The sequence below is a fragment of the Pelagimonas sp. genome (assembly GCF_058892305.1).
Window position 1 is genome coordinate 1 of record NZ_JBZXVN010000002.1, and the last position, 16,275, is coordinate 16,275.

Below are 16,275 nucleotides of genomic sequence, written 5' to 3' on the forward strand. Positions count from 1 at the left end.
CGGATGCGATGATGGTTTTCATAATGTCTCTTCTTTCATGTGTGTAAGGGGCGTTTGAGAGGCCCGCTTGGAGTTTGTGAGGAACGGTGTGTCGTTCCGATGCAAACGAGATAGGGGCGTGGATTTCGGATTTGAACACACGAAAAAATCGCATCCGTTCACGCGTTTTTGTGCTTGAAATGAATGAATTAGATCAGGTGACTGTGCATCCCTGCAGAGCAAAAGTGCGCGTCAAGAAAACAAGGGGTTCAAGACAACGAGCCCATTCGCGCAGGTCACGCATTTCGAAAAAGCCCGTGACGAAAAAAGACGATGAACAACCGGTGTGCATTCGTGAACATGGCTTTTGTTTCAGCAGCTTCCGCTTCGCGTGACCTCAGGCAACAGGTTTTGTGAGCCAATGACACAAAACTGGGTACTTAGAATGAATTTCGCCGGTTGGATGTCCGGTCGAATGTGATGTTCCAGTCTCCGGTTGGAATGGCGTGCCCGCCCATAAGGCAGTTTTCGCTCTGGCAATTCGTCAAGATCGAGAATGCAATCCGTTTCCCGATCTCCGCATCACTCACGGATGGCTTGAACGGGCTTTTCATCGGCTGCCCCAATATGGCGATTGGCCAAGCGATGTCTCGGACCAACAAATAGCCACCCGGCAATTCCAGAACCGCGTTTTGCGGTGTGTTTATGGAATGCCCGACGCGCGCGTTAAAAGGAAATACATTCAAAAGAGAGTAGTCACCCGTTTCTGTCTGCAGGAATATCACGACGCGGGAATCAAGCTGGAAACTGTCGTGCAAAAAAATACGCATATTGGGCATAGCTATGCCGTCTATGGTAACTGATACGTCTCTTGATAAAGGGCGTAACAGGTAAGCCTCGCCCACAAGATAGCGCGAAATGGGTTCAAATTTGGTTCCGATGGTTTGGAGAGCACCAAATACGATGCCAAAGCCAAGAAAAATGACCGTTACAACAAACTTTATCATACAACATTCACAATCCCGGCGAATTCGCCGAAACAAGGTGTTTGAAGCCTTGTCACACACCAATCCCACATGTATATGCGCGCAATGTCCCGTTGGGATATTTGCGGCGGGGTGATTCCCGCCGTTTGGGTTCGATGAGGGTTTGCGATGGTCGCTTGTCCTCCTCTCAACTCCAATGCCAATAAAAGGCTGTTCAATGAACCAGAACATCCGTATCCGGCTGAAGGCGTTTGATTATCGCGTTCTTGATGCTTCCACACAGGAAATCGTCAACACCGCCAAACGTACCGGTGCCACGGTCCGCGGTCCGATCCCGCTGCCCAACAAAATCGAAAAATTCACCGTTCTGCGTGGCCCCCACGTAAACAAGAAGTCGCGTGACCAGTTCGAGATTCGTACGCACAAGCGTATGCTCGACATCGTCGACCCGACTCCTCAGACCGTTGACGCCCTGATGAAACTCGACCTCGCCGCCGGCGTTGACGTCGAGATCAAAGTATAAGGGGTTATCATGCGCTCTGGTATTATCGCAAAGAAAGTCGGGATGACTCGCGTCTTCATGGAAGATGGCAAGCAAATCCCAGTGACTGTTCTGCAACTCGAAAACCTGCAAGTTGTTGCTCAGCGCACCGCTGAGGAGCATGGCTACACAGCTGTTCAGCTGGGTGCCGGTGCAGCCAAAGCAAAACGCACCTCCAAAGCCATGCGTGGTCACTTCGCCAAGGCGAATGTTGAACCCAAGCGTAAGGTTGCGGAATTCCGCGTTGCTCCTGAAAATCTGATCGAAGTGGGTGCGGAAATCACCGCAGAACACTACAACGAGGGCCAGTACGTTGACGTATCCGGCATCTCGATCGGTAAAGGTTTTGCTGGCGGCATGAAGCGTTGGAACTTTGGCGGTCTGCGCGCGACACACGGTGTCTCGATCAGCCACCGTTCGCACGGTTCCACCGGTCAGTGTCAGAACCCCGGTAAGGTTTTCAAAGGCAAGAAAATGGCCGGTCACATGGGTGCTGCCCGTGTCACCACTCAGAACCTTCAGGTTGTGAAGACTGACGCGGATCGCGGCATCATCATGATCAAAGGCGCTGTTCCTGGCTCCAAAGGTGGCTGGGTCACTCTGAAAGACGCCGTGAAAAAGCCGCTGCCGAATGACGTGCCTACTCCGGCCGCTATTCGCGCAACCGAAGCTCCGGCAGAAGAAGCTCCTGCCGAAGGAGGTGACGCATGAAACTTGATGTGATCAAACTCGACGGCGCAACAGCTGGTTCTGTTGATCTGGACGAAGCACTGTTTGGTGTTGAGCCTCGTGCCGACATCCTGCACCGCGTCGTGCGCTGGCAGCGTAACAACGCTCAGGCCGGGACCCACAAGGTCAAGACCCGCAGCGAAGTGAGCTACTCCAAGAAGAAGATCTATCGCCAAAAAGGCACCGGTGGCGCTCGTCACGGGTCCCGTAACGCGCCGATCTTCCGCAAAGGTGGTATCTACAAGGGTCCAACACCGCGTTCGCACGGTCACGACCTGCAGAAGAAAGTCCGCGCTTTGGGCCTGAAAATGGCACTGTCCGCTAAGGCCGCAAACGGTTCGCTGGTTGTGATCGAGGACGCCGCCACAGACGGCAAAACCAAGACATTGGCCAATCAGGTCAAAGCCTTGGGCTGGAAGCGTGCGCTGGTCATCGACGGGGCTTCGGTTAACGAAGACTTCCTGAAGGCCGCTCGCAACATCGAAGGTCTGGACATTCTGCCAACCATCGGTGCCAACGTTTATGACATCCTCAAGCGTGACACCCTGGTGATCACCAAAGCAGGTGTCGAAGCACTGGAGGCTCGCCTGAAATGAGCGCGAAAGCACAACACTACGACATCGTTCGCAAGCCGATCGTAACCGAGAAAACCACAATGGCATCCGAGAACGGTGCAGTGGTTTTCGAAGTCGCCATCGACAGCAACAAGCCACAGATCAAAGAAGCTGTTGAAGCTCTCTTTGGTGTGAAGGTGAAGGCGGTTAACACCACCATCACCAAAGGTAAGGTCAAGCGTTTCAAAGGCACCACCGGTCGCCGTAAAGACGTTAAGAAAGCCTATGTCACCCTCGAAGAGGGCAACACCATCGACGTGACCACAGGTCTCTAAGCTGGTTTGACAGTTCTATTGAAAAGGCCCTCGGTGAAAACCGGGGGCCTTTTTGCATTGGGGGCACCGAGTGAGTGATCACTTGGGCAATTCCCCTTTTGTTGTCTCCCTTTAGATAAGATGTTTCCGGTCAGTATCTTTTGTGGTGAGGGACCGATGAACAAGTTAATCGCAGAATTTTTAGGGACGTTTACACTGGTTTTGATCGGCTGCGGTGCAGCTGTGATTGCCGGGGCGGACATAGGTTTGACCGGCATTAGCTTTGCCTTCGGCTTGGCTTTGGTCAGCATGGCCTATGGTATTGGCGCGGTGTCAGGGTGCCATATCAACCCGGCGGTGTCGCTCGGAATGGTTGCGGCAGGGCGGATGACCATGGGCGAGGCGGCGGGCTACATCGTTGCGCAGATCGCAGGGGGGATTGCCGGTGCTGCCGTGTTGTTGGTGATCGCATCCGGTAAGGCTGACTATTCGGTAGCGGCCAACGGCCTAGGTCAAAATGGCTGGGGTGCTGGCTATCTAGGGGAATACAGCGTCACCGCCGCTTTCGGTTTTGAAGCGGTCGCTACGTTCTTGTTTTTGATTGTTATTTTGGGCTCAACTGGCGCGGGTGCGCCAACGCAATTGGCCGGTCTGTCCATTGGCCTGTCCCTTGTTGCCATCCACTTGGTGGGCATCAACGTGACCGGGGTTTCGGTCAATCCGGCCCGCTCCATTGGCCCGGCTTTGTTCGTGGGTGCAGGGGCGATTTCACAGCTTTGGCTGTTCATTGTCGCGCCGATCTTAGGGGCGATTGCAGCGGGGCTTTTGTTTCGCAGCGGGCTGCTGTCTGGCGAAGACTGACGTGTCGCTTTGATAGGTGATATGAGAGCTGAGGCCCTTGGTATGAACCGAGGGCCTTTTTGTTTGCCCTGTTAGTCGGCAAATACTTCGTAGAGCAGTTTCAGTGAGACGACGGCTAGGGCGATCTCAATGATAAGAAAGAAGATTTTCTCTGGAAGGAGCCGTGAGACAAACGCCCCACTGCCCGCGCCAGCAAGCGCAAAGGGGGCGAGCCAGAGAGCCTGAAAGGTGCTGTCCCATGTGATCTGTCCAGCAAGGATAAAGGGCGGGACTTTCATCAGGTTGATGGCGGTAAACAGGATCGTTGTGGTGCCAAGATACACCATCTTATCAAGGCGTTGTGGCAGAACGTAGGCCTGATAAGGCGGGCCGCCCGCGTGGGAAATATAGCTGGTGAGTCCGGCAAGCGTGCCCCAAAAGACACCGCGCGGAATGTCGGCGGGTCTGGCGGGGATTTCCTGTTTGGAAAAACGCCCACGCAGAGATTTTGCGAGATAAAACAAACCGATAAGGGCGACCAAAAGTTTAACCGCATCTCCGGAGACGTAGGAAACAGAGGTGAAACCAATCACAATACCAACGACCGATGCGGGCAATAGGATTATCAAGTTTCGAACGGAAAATGCGTTGCGAAACAGATAGATAGCATAGAAGTCCGCGACGATATAGATCGGCAACAAAAGGCCTGCTGCCTGGGCTGACTCCATGAAAAGCGACATAAGCGGCACGGAGAGCATCGCGATCATCGGGACGCCGCCTTTGGAGAGCCCCATCAAGAACGCCGCCAATCCGGCCACAATCCAATATTCCATTATTTCCTTTTGCCACTTGGCTTTGATGAGGGGGGTACAGAATCCGCGCTCGAAAAATGCTGACATACCCGTGTCGGAAAGCGAAGGCAAAACCGCATGTATTTGTGCAATATGGGGTGGGGTTCAATTGGGAGTTTTGCCAACGGACGCAGTCTTAACCATGGGGCTGTCGGCGCTTTTTGATCCCCAATCGGTGCAAAACCCGGCGCATTTGGGGGAGATTGGGGAGGCCTGATCCGGGGCCCCGGATCAAAGGGATCAGCCAATCAGTCGGATTCGGGGTGAGTTTGGGGGAGATTGGTCGCCGGTGTTGATGAAGGGCAGGGTCGGGGCAGTTTCCCCCGATCACGTTTGTGTGATCCGAGGCGGGATGTCGCAGTTGGCTGCGAGTCAGCTCCGCCAAAGGACACCGCGCACCCAAACCCCGAAATTGCAGTGTGGTCCAAAATTTGGAGGGCAAGAAGGGCCGGGCGAGAACCGCCTTTGGCCGCGCCTACCTGTGGTGGGTCGCAGGCCGGTGAGAGGCCGGCCTTAGCGGCATTCGGCCCGGTCGAGAGCTTTCATGATGCGCCTTCTGGGGTGACCGTGATGAGGGGGCTACATCCCACTTGCGAGTGCAATTTGCGCCGGTCCAGTCGCCGGTCCAGTCAAGGACACAGGTTAACACCTGACCTGCTCGGCGGCCACGGTTCCCAAAGGTGTCTAGGCGCTCACTCGAATGATCAGGTTCCCCTGAAACGCATTCAACTGTTTCGTGTGCTTCTTGCCCTCAATGACATCGACCAACGCAGTCGCCATTTCCGTCAAGGGTTGGCGATATGTGGTCAACTCATAATGAGAGCTGGAGGCTTGGGGCACGTCGTCAAACCCCGTGACCGCGATGTCTTCTGGCACGCGTAGGTTAAACTCAAATCGGATCGCGTCGATGGCACCCATGGCCAGAGCGTCGTTTTCACAAACCAGCACATCGGGCAGCTCAGACTGCGCCATGCCACGGAAGCGTTCGGTGATAAGACGATAGGCGATCAGCGGGTCATAACGTTCGACCGAGGCAAATTCGGGACGCGTTCCGGTGGTTTGTTCCCATTGTGACAGGAAGGTTTCTTTGCGTTGAAGGTGGGCCGATTGCGTTTGCGGACCCGCGATGAAAAGCGGATTACGATAGCCCGACGAAAAGATGTGTTCGGTCACTGCGGTCATGGCGGCCCGATCGTCGCAATAGATCGAGATCGTGTTATCATTCTGCGATATGCGGGCAAAAACGATAAGCTTTTTGACCCGTTTGGCACCGAGCGCGGTCTCAAGGCTTTGGTCATTGAAGCTAACACCAATCAAAACAGCAGCGTCGACGCGCCTTTGGCTGGCATTGAGGAGCGCGGCTGAGGCGTCTTCCTCATCGCTCGTATTGACCAATAGGGTGTCATAGCCATGTTTGCGCAAAATGCGCGTTAGGCGTTCCATCATGACCAGTTTGTGTGGGTTGGCGAAATCGTCAACCAGAAGCGCCACCAGATTGGAGCGATCCGTGGCAAGGCTTGTCGCCAGCAAATCGGGCACATAGCCAAGCGTTTCGGCCGCTTTCATGACCTTTTCACGGGATTTTGCCGAGATAGAGGCGTCTTTCCTGAAAGCGCGATTTACGGTCCACCGGGAAACCCCCGCCAGAGCAGCGACGTCATCTGCTGTGATTGAACCGTTCGGGTCTCTCATTTTCTCATCTGCCTTTTCCCCGCTGTTCATGGAATCGCATGCAGTCCGGTTCCGCACAACCATCAATATACGTCAATTTTGCTCCCGCGTGCAGAAAATTCTTGCACGCGGGAGCAAACGCGGTAAATGTCATGGCAACGAGAATCAGGGAGGTCTCTAAATGCGAGTTGGATTGCTCGGTGCTGGGCGCATCGGAAGTGTTCATGCACAGGCCATTTCGTCGCATCCGGAAAGCGAGCTCGTCGCTGTTTCAGATGCTTTTGAGGCGAATGCACAAGCGTTGGCAAAGAGCTATGGCTGTGCGGTTTGCACATCGGATGAGATCATCGCAGACGACTCGATCGACGCGGTTCTTGTCGCAACATCCACAGACACGCATTCGGATCTGATCGAAGCTGCTGCGGCGGCTGGCAAGGCGGTTCTGTGTGAAAAGCCGGTCGATCTTAGTCTTGAGCGCGCATCAGTTTGTCTAAGCAATGTGGGTGCCAAAGCCACGAGCATCATGATCGGGTTCAATCGCCGGTTCGATCCCAGCTTTAGCACGCTTAAATCCGCGATTGATGCGGGCGAGATTGGCAAGACCGAATTGCTGTCGATTACATCGTTTGATCCTGCACCGCCGCCAGTCGAGTACATCAAGGTTTCCGGGGGCTTGTTCCGGGATATGATGATCCACGATTTCGACATGGCAAACTATATCATGGAGCAGGCACCTGTGTCCGTGTCAGCCGTGGGCACATCGGTTGTTGATCCTGCGATTGGGGCCGTTGGAGACGTTGACACGGCTGTTGTCACGCTGACCTATGCGGATGGACGCATCGCAGTGATCAAGAACTCGCGCCGCGCCGTTTACGGCTACGATCAGCGGGTCGAGGTGCTTGGCTCGGACGGGCTGCTTCAGGCGCAAAACATGCTGGAAAACTCGGTGGTCAAATCCACGACCTCCGGTGTGATCAGCGCCAAACCCACCTACTTTTTCCTAGAGCGTTACATGCCAGCCTACAAAGCCGAATGGGCCGCGTTTGTTGACGCTGTTCAGGGGAAATCGGACATGCCTGTCAATTTGCATGACGGTGTAACCGCGCTTGCGATGGCCGAGGCGGCGACGCGGTCCGTGCAAACGGGGCAGCCAGTTAAGATGTTCGAAATATTTGATAAATTGGGCCGCGGGGAGGCGGCCTAAAAGGGACACTCGTTCTGAATGGACGATGTGAAAAGCGCGATCTTATCGCGTGAAGGAGCTGCCGGTTTTGACCGGTATGAAAGAAAATCCAAGGGAGGAAACCCAAATGAAAATGTTTGTAAAAGGCGCTATCGCTGCCGGTGCAATGGCCGTTGCCATGCCCGCCATGGCTCAGGACATCTCGGTTGTTGTCCACGGTCAGGCCAATGATGCGTTTTGGTCGGTCGTAAAGGCCGGTGTTGACCAGGCGGCTGCCGATTCCGGTGCGAACGTCTCCTACAACTCACCAGAAGCCTTCGACATGGTTTTGATGTCGCAGCTGATCGACGCTGCTGTCAATGAAGAGCCCGATGGGCTGATCATCTCGTTCCCTGACCCTGATGCGCTTGGGCCATCGGTTGAGCGCGCGATTGCGGCTGGCATTCCTGTCATCACCATCAACGCCGGTGGCGCACAGGGCAAAGAGCTGGGAACAGCAATGCACGTGGGTCAAGATGAGTATGACGCAGGTGTCGCAGCGGGCAAAGCGCTTGCGAAAATGGGCGGAAGCAACGCGTTGTGCGTGAACCAAGAAGTTGGCAACATCTCTCTCGATCAGCGTTGCGCCGGTTTTGAAGAAGGTTTCGGTGGGACCGTAACCGTTCTGCCAACCACAAATGACCCCGCCGAAATCGAGTCCAAAGTTGCAGCTGCGCTGGCCTCGGACGATAGCGTTGATACGGTGATGGCGCTTGGCGCGTCCACAGCCGGTGAACCTTCGGTGGCCGCAGCTAAGGCATCTGGCCGCGACGTGAACGTTGCCACGTTCGACCTCTCCGCTGGCTTCTTGCAGTCAATTGTTGACGGCGATGCGGCGTTTGCCCTCGACCAGCAGCAGTACCTGCAAGGTTACCTGGCCGTATCCATCATGGCGCTTCAGGGTAAATTTGGCCTGATGCCGGGTGGTGACGTTGCTTCGGGTCCAAACCTGATCACCGCCGACAAGGCCGCTCAGGTGATTGATCTGTCCGCGCAAGGCATCCGCTAAGCCCTGGCAACCTAGAAAGGGAAGCGGCACTATTGGGTGCCGCTTCCGACAAAAATGGGAGAGGGCTCAATGAGCGACACCACACCAAATCCAATGACCGATGAACGGATCAAGGCTGACCCCCTGATTTCGCGCCTCATGAAAAGGCCCGAGTTGGGAGCTATCGCAGGCGTCGTCTTGGTCACGATTTTCTTTCTGATCACCGCAGATTCCGCGATGTTCACCACCTCTGGAATTATCAACTTCATGACTCCGGCTGCCCAACTCGGCATTTTGGCCATTGGGGCCGCGATGTTGATGATTGGCGGGGAGTTTGACCTCTCTATTGGGTCAATGGTCGCTTTTGCCGGGCTCTTTTTCGGGGCTTGCGTCATGGTTTGGGGCTTGCCCCTGATCGTTGCAATTCCTCTTACATTTGCATTTTCCGCCTGTGTCGGGGCCGTCAACGGAATGATCGTGATCCGCTCAGGACTGCCATCGTTTATTGTGACACTGGCCTTCCTCTTCATTCTGCGCGGCCTGTCTCTTGTTGGATTGAAATGGGCATCAGGTGGCTCGACGCAGCTTCGTGGTGTTCGCGATGCAACCGAAAACGACTGGCTTGCTCCGCTATTTTCCGGTGACGCCTTCCCAGGACTGTTCGCTTGGCTGGCAGAGCACGGAATGGTCGAAACTTTCAAGAATGGCACTCCCAAGGTTACCGGCATCCCCGTCGAAATCCTTTGGTTTATCGTTCTGGCTCTGATCGCCACCTACATTCTGTTGCGCACACCTGCGGGCAACTGGATTTTCGCCGCTGGCGGCGATTCAACGGCGGCCTCGAATTCCGGTGTCCCGGTCAATCGGGTCAAGATTTCTCTCTTCATGGTCACGGCGTGCTGCGCGGCATTGGTTGCCATCATCACAGTGATCGACGCAGGTTCGACCGATGCCCGTCGTGGCTTCCAAAAGGAATTTGAAGCCATCATCGCCGCGGTTATCGGGGGCTGCTTGCTCACCGGTGGATACGGCTCGGCGATTGGCGCCTTCTTTGGCAGCATCATCTTTGGAATGGTGGTTATCGGCCTCACGTACACTGATTTCGATCAGGATTGGTTCCAGGTGTTCCTGGGTGGCATGCTTCTGACCGCCGTTCTGTTCAACAATGCCATTCGCAAACGCGTAACTGGGGAGCGTTGATATGACCGACGACAGCAAATTCCACCACGGTGAAGTTGACGACAGCATCGCCCCGATTGTTCAGATGAAGGACATTCAGAAGCACTTTGGCAATATTATCGCGCTTGCAGGTGTCAGCTTTGACATTCGCCCCGGTGAATGCCACTGCCTTCTCGGCGACAACGGTGCCGGCAAGTCGACGTTCATCAAAACTATGTCTGGTGTTCACCAGCCGACGCACGGGGAAATCCTGTTCGAAGGCAAGCCGATGAGCTTTGCCACGCCTCGTGACTCGATGGAGGCCGGTATTGCCACCGTGTTTCAGGATCTGGCGATGATCCCACTGATGTCTGTGGCGCGCAACTTCTTCATGGGACGCGAGCCGACAAAAGGCTCAGGTTTGACCACACGTTTCGACGTGGACGAGGCCAACAACATCACCATGACGGAAATGCGCAAGATGGGGATCAACCTTCGCGGTCCAGATCAGGCGGTCGGCACGCTTTCGGGTGGCGAACGTCAGACTGTTGCGATTGCCCGCGCGGTGTATTTCGGGGCGAAGGTGCTCATCCTTGATGAGCCAACCTCGGCTCTTGGTGTGCGTCAGACCTCCAACGTGCTGGCAACCATCGACAAGGTGCGCTCGCAAGGTGTGGGTGTGGTCTTTATCAGCCACAACGTGCGACATGCGCTTGCGGTTGGCGACAGGTTCACCGTTCTCAATCGTGGCAAGACGCTTGGTACGGCGAAACGTGGTGAGATCAGCCCGGAAGAGTTGCAGGACCTCATGGCTGGGGGCCAAGAACTCGCGCAGTTGGAAGGCTCTCTGGGCGGAACTATCTAAGACAACAAACACCATTCAAACTCCTCCCTGTCGACGTGAATGGTGGTGGGGCTGGCGGACGCAATTCGGCCAGCCCCTTAAAGAAAATACTCAAAACAAATAGGCGCTGCTATGGCAAACCTCGATCTCATTACGATTGGTCGATCCTCTGTTGATCTTTATGGCGCGCAAATTGGCGGCCGTTTGGAAGATATGGGGTCTTTCGACAAATATATCGGAGGCTCTCCGACCAATATCGCCTGTGGCACGGCCCGTCTGGGCCTCAAGTCTGCGGTGATCACCGGTGTCGGTGACGAGCACATGGGACGGTTCATTTGCGAGCAATTGGAGCGTGAGGGCGTCAGCACAGATGGGGTGAAAACAGACCCCGACCGATTGACGGCGCTTGTCCTTCTGGGCATCCGCGATCAAGAGCAGTTTCCGCTGATTTTCTATCGTGAGAACTGTGCCGACATGGGGTTGACGGTCAACGATATTGACCCGGATTTCATCCGTTCGGCGCGCGCCGTGGTGGCAACTGGTACACATCTGTCTCACCCGCAAGTCGAGGCGGCAACGCTCAAAGCGCTGGAGATTGCCCGTGCGGCCGGGATGCAGACGGCGCTGGATATTGATTACCGCCCAAACCTCTGGGGCGTTGCCGGTCACGGCGATGGCGAAAGCCGATTTGTTGAGAGCGAGGCGGTGACCGCCAAGTTACAATCTACCCTGCATCTCTTTGATCTGATCGTTGGAACCGAAGAAGAATTCCACATTGCCGGTGGTTCAACCGACACCATCAAGGCGCTGCGCGCGGTTCGTGCGGTTTCGGGGGCGACTTTGGTGTGCAAACGCGGCGCGGCCGGGGCAGTTGCTTTTACGGGTGACGTGCCAGACAGCCTTGACGCAGGCGAAGCCGGACCGGGCTTTCCAATCGAGGTCTTCAATGTCTTGGGGGCGGGCGATGGCTTTATGTCGGGTCTCCTGAAGGGGTGGCTGGATGGCGAAGATTGGCCAACGGCGCTCAAATATGCCAATGGCTGCGGTGCTTTTGCGGTGAGCCGCCATGGCTGTACGCCGGCCTATCCCAGCTGGGAAGAGCTGCAGTTCTTCTTTGACCGTGGCATCACGCGGGCCGACCTTCGTAATGACGTGGAGCTTGAGCAGGTTCATTGGGCGACAAACCGGCATGGCGACTGGTCGTCGGTTAAGACGTTCGCCTTTGATCACCGGCTGCAACTGGAAGAGATGCCGGGCTATAGCTTGGAAAAGGCGGCGGCATTTAAAGAACTCTGCCTTCAGGCCGCACTTAAGGTGCAGAACGGGCAACCGGGTTACGGGATTCTTTGTGACAATCGGATCGGTCGATCCGCGCTCCACAAGGCGACCGGCACAGGTCTTTGGATCGGTCGCCCGACCGAGCTACCGGGCTCTCGTCCGATCGAGTTTGAACCGGAACTGGGCGACGATCTGGGGCGCCTGCGCGAATGGGCGCGTGAGAACGTTGTCAAGCTTTTGGTCTTTTGTCACCCGGACGATGATGAGACGATGACAAAGACACAGGTGGCGCGCGTCAAGCGTTTGTTCACTGCGGCGCGTCGCAACGGTCTTGAATTCCTTTTGGAGATTATCCCGTCCAAAGTCGGGCCCGTCGACGACGAGACATCGGCAACCCTTATCCAGTTGTTTTATGACGCTGGAGTTTACCCCGATTGGTGGAAGCTCGAGCCTTTCAAGACCGATGCGGCTTGGCACAACGCCGTGGAGGCCATTGAGCGGAACGATCCGCGCACGCGTGGTATTGTCGTGCTTGGACTCGACGCGCCAGAGGCCGAACTGGCGGCGAGTTTTGCGCTGGCGGCCAAGCAACCTTTGGTCAAAGGGTTTGCCGTCGGGCGGACGATTTTTGGTGACGCGGCGCGCGCCTGGCTTAAGAGCGAGATGGCGGATGACGCCGCGGTGGTACAGATGGCCGAACGCTATACTCGGCTCTGTGAGATTTGGGACAAGGCGCGGGCCAATGCCCGCCTGAACGCGGAGTGATCCAATGGGCAAGACAATCCGGCTGACGGCTGCGCAGGCCATGGTGCGCTATATTACGGCGCAACGAAATGATGACGGCGAGCGATTCATCGAAGGCTGTTGGGCGATTTTTGGTCATGGCAATGTGGCGGGCATTGGCGAAGCATTGCACGCCGCCAAGGACACATTCCCGACCTGGCGCGGGCACAATGAACAAACCATGGCCCATGCTGCTATTGCCTATGCAAAGCAGGCGGGACGGCGCAAAGCCATGGCCGTCACCTCCTCGATTGGTCCGGGTGCGGCCAATATGGTCACAGCTGCGGCGCTGGCCCATGTCAACCGTCTGCCGGTGTTGTTGATACCGGGCGACGTCTTTGCTGACCGTGGTCCGGACCCGGTGTTGCAACAGGTCGAAGATTGGGGAGATGGCACGGTAACCGTGAACGATGCGTTCAAGCCGGTGACACGCTATTTTGACCGAATTACGCGACCTGAGCAGTTGTTAACAGCCCTGCCACGCGCGTTCCGCATTATGACGGACCCGGCGGAATGCGGGCCTGTGTGTCTGGCATTCTGTCAGGATGTACAGGCCGAAGCCTTTGACTATCCCGAAAGCTTTTTCGAGCCGAAGGTCTGGCGTCAACGTCGGGTCCGCCCCGATGAGGGAGAACTGGCCGAGGTTGCCGACCTTATCCGCGCGGCAAAACGCCCGGTGATCGTCGCCGGCGGTGGGGTGCATTATGCACAGGCAACCGAGGCTTTGGCGCGGTTCGCCGAAACGCACAACATTCCCGTGACCGAAACGCAGGCAGGCAAGTCGGCGCTGCCTTGGGACCATCCTATGAACCTCGGTCCTATCGGCGTGACCGGCGGAGAAGCAGCCAACACGGTCTGTTCAGAAGCGGATGTGGTGATTGGCGTCGGAACCCGGTTTCAGGATTTCACCACCGGGTCATGGGGGCTTTTTGCCAATCCCAACCGGCGGCTCATTTCGCTTAATGTTGCGGCCTATGACGCAATGAAGCACGAGGCAGTTCCCCTGCAATCGGATGCTTTGGTCGGGTTGAAAGAGTTGACAGACGGTCTTGATGGCTATGTCTCTCCCGGTGCAACGGATGGCTTGAAAAGCGATTGGTTTGCCAAGGTTGATCCGCTGACGGCGGCACCAGAAGACAACAGCCAACTGCCCACCGATATGCAGGTGATCGGCGCGGTCCAACGTGGTTCCGGTGAAAACACCGTGGTTATGTGCGCTGCTGGCACCATGCCGGGCGAGCTTCATAAACTATGGAAATCGGGCAAGCCTGGCTCGTATCACATGGAATATGGCTTTTCCTGTATGGGCTATGAGATCGCCGGTGCCATGGGTATCAAGATGGCCCAGCCGGATCGCGACGTGATCTGTTTCACCGGAGATGGCACCTATATGATGGCCAACTCAGAGATGGCCACCGCGGCGATGATGGGGATTCCCTTTACCATTGTGGTGACCGACAACCGCGGCTACGGTTGCATCAACCGTCTGCAGATGGGGTGTGGCGGGGCAGAGTTTAACAACCTCCTGGATCATTCAATCGGTGGCCAAAATTCGAATATCGACTTTGCCAAACACGCAGAGGCGATGGGCGCAACCAGCCTAAAGGTGGGGTCGATTGACGCCCTGGAAGCGGCGCTGGCCAAACGCGCAGAGGCCAAGGGCCCCTATGTGATCGTTATTGATACAGACCCGTATCCCAGCACGGAACCGGGTGGTACATGGTGGGATGTCGGCGTTCCAGAAGTCAGTGAACGCGACGAAGTGATGGCGGCGCGCGCCAAGTATGAAACCAACAAGAAACTGCAGAGGGCTGACTGATGGCCGTGAAAATAGGTATTTCTTTGATTGCGTGGCAGAACGACGACCTGCCTGAGCTGACAAAGGATTACACCACCGAAGGCGCGATGGAAGATGCCGCGAAGATTGGCTATTCGGGCGTGGAACGCGGTCGCCGGATGCCTGCGGACACAGAAGGCCTTCGGGCCTATCTTGACCGTTATGGCGTGTCGCTTTGCGGTGGCTGGTGTTCAGGAAACCTTTTGGTGACCACGGTCCAAGAAGAACAGGACGCCATTCGCCAGCAGGTGCAGCAGTTCGCCGCTCTGAAAGCGCCCTGCATCGTCTATGCGGAATGCTCTAACACCATTCAGGGCAATATTGCCCAACCCGTCAGCCAACGCCCCAAGATGACCCGTGATGAGGTCATGGCCTATGCTGCGAAGCTTTCGGAGCTGGCCAAATGGGCGCGCGGTGAAGGTGTTGACCTAAGTTATCACCATCACATGGGCGCTATGGTGCAGGATGCCGAAGACATAGATTGGCTTATGGAGGGGTCCACGGAGGATCTGACGCTTTTGTATGACACTGGGCACTTGCATTTTGCCGGGGCCGATCCGGTGGCTGTGTTGGACAAATGGGGCCACCGTGTACACCATGTTCACTTCAAGGACGTCCGTCAGCCGGTTCTGGATTGGGTCAAGGCCGAGGACAAGAGTTTCCTCGATGGGGTTGCCGCCGGGGTCTATTCTGTGCCCGGAGATCCGGCAGGCTGTATTGATTTCCAAGCCATCACCGACAAGCTGAAGGCAATGGATTACGACGGGTGGATTGTTGTCGAAGCGGAACAAGATCCGGCCAAGGCCCCGCCTTATGAGTATTCCAAGCTCGGTTTTGATCACATCACACAAATCTGTGGCCTCTCCGGCCTTACAATTGAAAGGTAAACACCATGCCTGACCTTCTCAGAAAACCCTTTGGTACGCGCGGTAAAGTCCACGAGATCACACCGGAAAGCGCCGGGTGGCGCTATGTTGGCTTTTCGCTTTATCGGCTGAAAGCGGGCGATACCGCCGCCGAGATCACCGGCGACCGCGAGGTTATTTTGGTGATGGTAGAGGGCAAAGCCAAGATCAGCGGAGCTGGCCAGGATTGGGGGGTCTTGGGGGAGCGGATGAATGTCTTTGAAAAGACCCCGCCCCATTGTCTTTACCTGCCAAATGGCACCAACTGGGAGGCCGTCGCAGAAACCGATTGTGTGGTTGCGGTCTGTTCCGCGCCGGGCATAGGCGGTCACGAAGCGCGGCGCATTGGCCCCGATGGCATCACCCTGACCGAGCGCGGCAAAGGGACAAACACGCGCCACATCAACAACATCGCAATGGAAAACGAGGACTTCTGTGACTCGCTTCTTGTCACCGAGGTGTTCACACCTGCGGGCCATTGGTCGTCTTATCCAAGCCACCGCCATGACGAAGATGATTTCCCGCGCATCACCTATCTTGAAGAAACCTATTACCACCGTCTGAACCCGGCCGATGGATTCGGTATTCAGCGGGTCTATACCGACGATAGGCAGCTGGATGAAACCATGGCCGTGAGTGATGGCGAGGTTGTGTTGGTGCCGCGTGGGCACCACCCGTGCGGTGCGCCGCATGGTTTTGAGATGTACTACCTCAATGTCATGGCCGGCCCCCTGCGCAAATGGCGCTTTGTCGCGGCGCCTCCGGTGGAATGGATTATGAAGCGGGACGCTTGAT

The 16,275-nt window shown here is 56.1% G+C and carries 16 protein-coding genes; 13 read left to right on the forward strand and 3 right to left on the reverse strand.

What is annotated here, in order from left to right; all coding sequences use genetic code 11:
* Positions 1–419: 419 nt before the first annotated feature.
* Positions 420–986 (reverse strand): hypothetical protein, encoded by a 567-nt coding sequence (locus tag AC5EFR_RS00870; protein WP_493574095.1) that lies wholly within the window; start codon positions 984–986, stop codon positions 420–422.
* Between the two features lie 196 nt (positions 987–1,182).
* Here AC5EFR_RS00870 and rpsJ point away from each other — a divergent pair, with 196 nt between their 5' ends.
* The 5 genes from rpsJ (at position 1,183) to AC5EFR_RS00895 (ending at position 3,964) form a co-directional block, all read left to right on the forward strand.
* Positions 1,183–1,488, forward strand: a complete 306-nt coding sequence (gene rpsJ / locus AC5EFR_RS00875) for a 30S ribosomal protein S10 (RefSeq protein WP_121631216.1) — start codon at positions 1,183–1,185, stop codon at positions 1,486–1,488.
* A gap of 9 nt (positions 1,489–1,497) precedes the next feature.
* The gene (gene rplC, locus AC5EFR_RS00880; RefSeq protein WP_493574096.1) at positions 1,498–2,217 is read left to right on the forward strand and encodes a 50S ribosomal protein L3; all 720 of its coding nucleotides are present in this window, start codon (positions 1,498–1,500) and stop codon (positions 2,215–2,217) included.
* Positions 2,214–2,831 carry a 50S ribosomal protein L4 gene (gene rplD / locus AC5EFR_RS00885; protein ID WP_493574097.1) on the forward strand — a complete coding sequence of 206 codons (618 nt, stop codon included), beginning with the start codon at positions 2,214–2,216 and terminating at the stop codon, positions 2,829–2,831. Before rplC ends, rplD begins: the two co-directional genes overlap by 4 nt.
* Positions 2,828–3,124, forward strand: a complete 297-nt coding sequence (locus tag AC5EFR_RS00890) for a 50S ribosomal protein L23 (protein WP_299930652.1) — start codon at positions 2,828–2,830, stop codon at positions 3,122–3,124. Before rplD ends, AC5EFR_RS00890 begins: the two co-directional genes overlap by 4 nt.
* A 156-nt stretch (positions 3,125–3,280) precedes the next feature.
* Entirely contained in the window at positions 3,281–3,964 is a 684-nt protein-coding gene (locus AC5EFR_RS00895) for an aquaporin (RefSeq protein ID WP_493574098.1), read from the forward strand.
* Positions 3,965–4,035: 71 nt separating this feature from the next.
* On the opposite strand, the gene AC5EFR_RS00900 is transcribed toward AC5EFR_RS00895, so the two are convergent.
* Positions 4,036–4,842 carry a sulfite exporter TauE/SafE family protein gene (locus AC5EFR_RS00900; RefSeq protein ID WP_493574099.1) on the reverse strand — a complete coding sequence of 269 codons (807 nt, stop codon included), beginning with the start codon at positions 4,840–4,842 and terminating at the stop codon, positions 4,036–4,038.
* Positions 4,843–5,478: 636 nt separating this feature from the next.
* Entirely contained in the window at positions 5,479–6,486 is a 1,008-nt protein-coding gene (locus AC5EFR_RS00905; RefSeq protein ID WP_493574100.1) for a LacI family DNA-binding transcriptional regulator, read from the reverse strand.
* A 160-nt stretch (positions 6,487–6,646) separates the two neighbouring features.
* Between AC5EFR_RS00905 and iolG the strand changes: the two genes are divergently transcribed.
* The 8 genes from iolG to iolB all read left to right on the forward strand — a co-directional run bounded on the left by iolG (position 6,647) and on the right by iolB (position 16,274).
* Positions 6,647–7,669, forward strand: coding sequence for an inositol 2-dehydrogenase (gene iolG, locus AC5EFR_RS00910; protein ID WP_493574101.1), 1,023 nt, complete (start codon positions 6,647–6,649; stop codon positions 7,667–7,669).
* Positions 7,670–7,775: 106 nt separating this feature from the next.
* Positions 7,776–8,696, forward strand: coding sequence for a substrate-binding domain-containing protein (locus AC5EFR_RS00915; RefSeq protein ID WP_493574102.1), 921 nt, complete (start codon positions 7,776–7,778; stop codon positions 8,694–8,696).
* A gap of 69 nt (positions 8,697–8,765) precedes the next feature.
* Positions 8,766–9,875 (forward strand): ABC transporter permease, encoded by a 1,110-nt coding sequence (locus tag AC5EFR_RS00920; protein ID WP_493574103.1) that lies wholly within the window; start codon positions 8,766–8,768, stop codon positions 9,873–9,875.
* A gap of 1 nt (position 9,876) precedes the next feature.
* Positions 9,877–10,698, forward strand: coding sequence for an ATP-binding cassette domain-containing protein (locus tag AC5EFR_RS00925; RefSeq protein WP_493574104.1), 822 nt, complete (start codon positions 9,877–9,879; stop codon positions 10,696–10,698).
* A gap of 111 nt (positions 10,699–10,809) precedes the next feature.
* Positions 10,810–12,720, forward strand: coding sequence for a bifunctional 5-dehydro-2-deoxygluconokinase/5-dehydro-2-deoxyphosphogluconate aldolase (locus AC5EFR_RS00930; protein ID WP_493574105.1), 1,911 nt, complete (start codon positions 10,810–10,812; stop codon positions 12,718–12,720).
* Positions 12,721–12,724: 4 nt separating this feature from the next.
* On the forward strand, positions 12,725–14,557 hold the full coding sequence (gene iolD, locus AC5EFR_RS00935; protein WP_493574106.1) for a 3D-(3,5/4)-trihydroxycyclohexane-1,2-dione acylhydrolase (decyclizing): 1,833 nt from the start codon (positions 12,725–12,727) through the stop codon (positions 14,555–14,557).
* The gene (iolE, locus tag AC5EFR_RS00940) at positions 14,557–15,462 is read left to right on the forward strand and encodes a myo-inosose-2 dehydratase (protein ID WP_493574107.1); all 906 of its coding nucleotides are present in this window, start codon (positions 14,557–14,559) and stop codon (positions 15,460–15,462) included. Before iolD ends, iolE begins: the two co-directional genes overlap by 1 nt.
* 5 nt (positions 15,463–15,467) lie before the next feature.
* Complete coding sequence (gene iolB, locus AC5EFR_RS00945; protein ID WP_493574108.1) at positions 15,468–16,274, forward strand: 5-deoxy-glucuronate isomerase; 807 nt, start codon at positions 15,468–15,470, stop codon at positions 16,272–16,274.
* Position 16,275: the final 1 nt, after the last annotated feature.

Coding starts and splice junctions, on each gene's coding strand:
- AC5EFR_RS00870 (WP_493574095.1), bottom strand. CDS start 986: ATGATAAAGTTTGTTGTAACGGTCATTTTTCTTGGCTTTGGCATCGTA.
- rpsJ (WP_121631216.1), top strand. CDS start 1,183: ATGAACCAGAACATCCGTATCCGGCTGAAGGCGTTTGATTATCGCGTT.
- rplC (WP_493574096.1), top strand. CDS start 1,498: ATGCGCTCTGGTATTATCGCAAAGAAAGTCGGGATGACTCGCGTCTTC.
- rplD (WP_493574097.1), top strand. CDS start 2,214: ATGAAACTTGATGTGATCAAACTCGACGGCGCAACAGCTGGTTCTGTT.
- AC5EFR_RS00890 (WP_299930652.1), top strand. CDS start 2,828: ATGAGCGCGAAAGCACAACACTACGACATCGTTCGCAAGCCGATCGTA.
- AC5EFR_RS00895 (WP_493574098.1), top strand. CDS start 3,281: ATGAACAAGTTAATCGCAGAATTTTTAGGGACGTTTACACTGGTTTTG.
- AC5EFR_RS00900 (WP_493574099.1), bottom strand. CDS start 4,842: ATGTCAGCATTTTTCGAGCGCGGATTCTGTACCCCCCTCATCAAAGCC.
- AC5EFR_RS00905 (WP_493574100.1), bottom strand. CDS start 6,486: ATGAGAGACCCGAACGGTTCAATCACAGCAGATGACGTCGCTGCTCTG.
- iolG (WP_493574101.1), top strand. CDS start 6,647: ATGCGAGTTGGATTGCTCGGTGCTGGGCGCATCGGAAGTGTTCATGCA.
- AC5EFR_RS00915 (WP_493574102.1), top strand. CDS start 7,776: ATGAAAATGTTTGTAAAAGGCGCTATCGCTGCCGGTGCAATGGCCGTT.
- AC5EFR_RS00920 (WP_493574103.1), top strand. CDS start 8,766: ATGAGCGACACCACACCAAATCCAATGACCGATGAACGGATCAAGGCT.
- AC5EFR_RS00925 (WP_493574104.1), top strand. CDS start 9,877: ATGACCGACGACAGCAAATTCCACCACGGTGAAGTTGACGACAGCATC.
- AC5EFR_RS00930 (WP_493574105.1), top strand. CDS start 10,810: ATGGCAAACCTCGATCTCATTACGATTGGTCGATCCTCTGTTGATCTT.
- iolD (WP_493574106.1), top strand. CDS start 12,725: ATGGGCAAGACAATCCGGCTGACGGCTGCGCAGGCCATGGTGCGCTAT.
- iolE (WP_493574107.1), top strand. CDS start 14,557: ATGGCCGTGAAAATAGGTATTTCTTTGATTGCGTGGCAGAACGACGAC.
- iolB (WP_493574108.1), top strand. CDS start 15,468: ATGCCTGACCTTCTCAGAAAACCCTTTGGTACGCGCGGTAAAGTCCAC.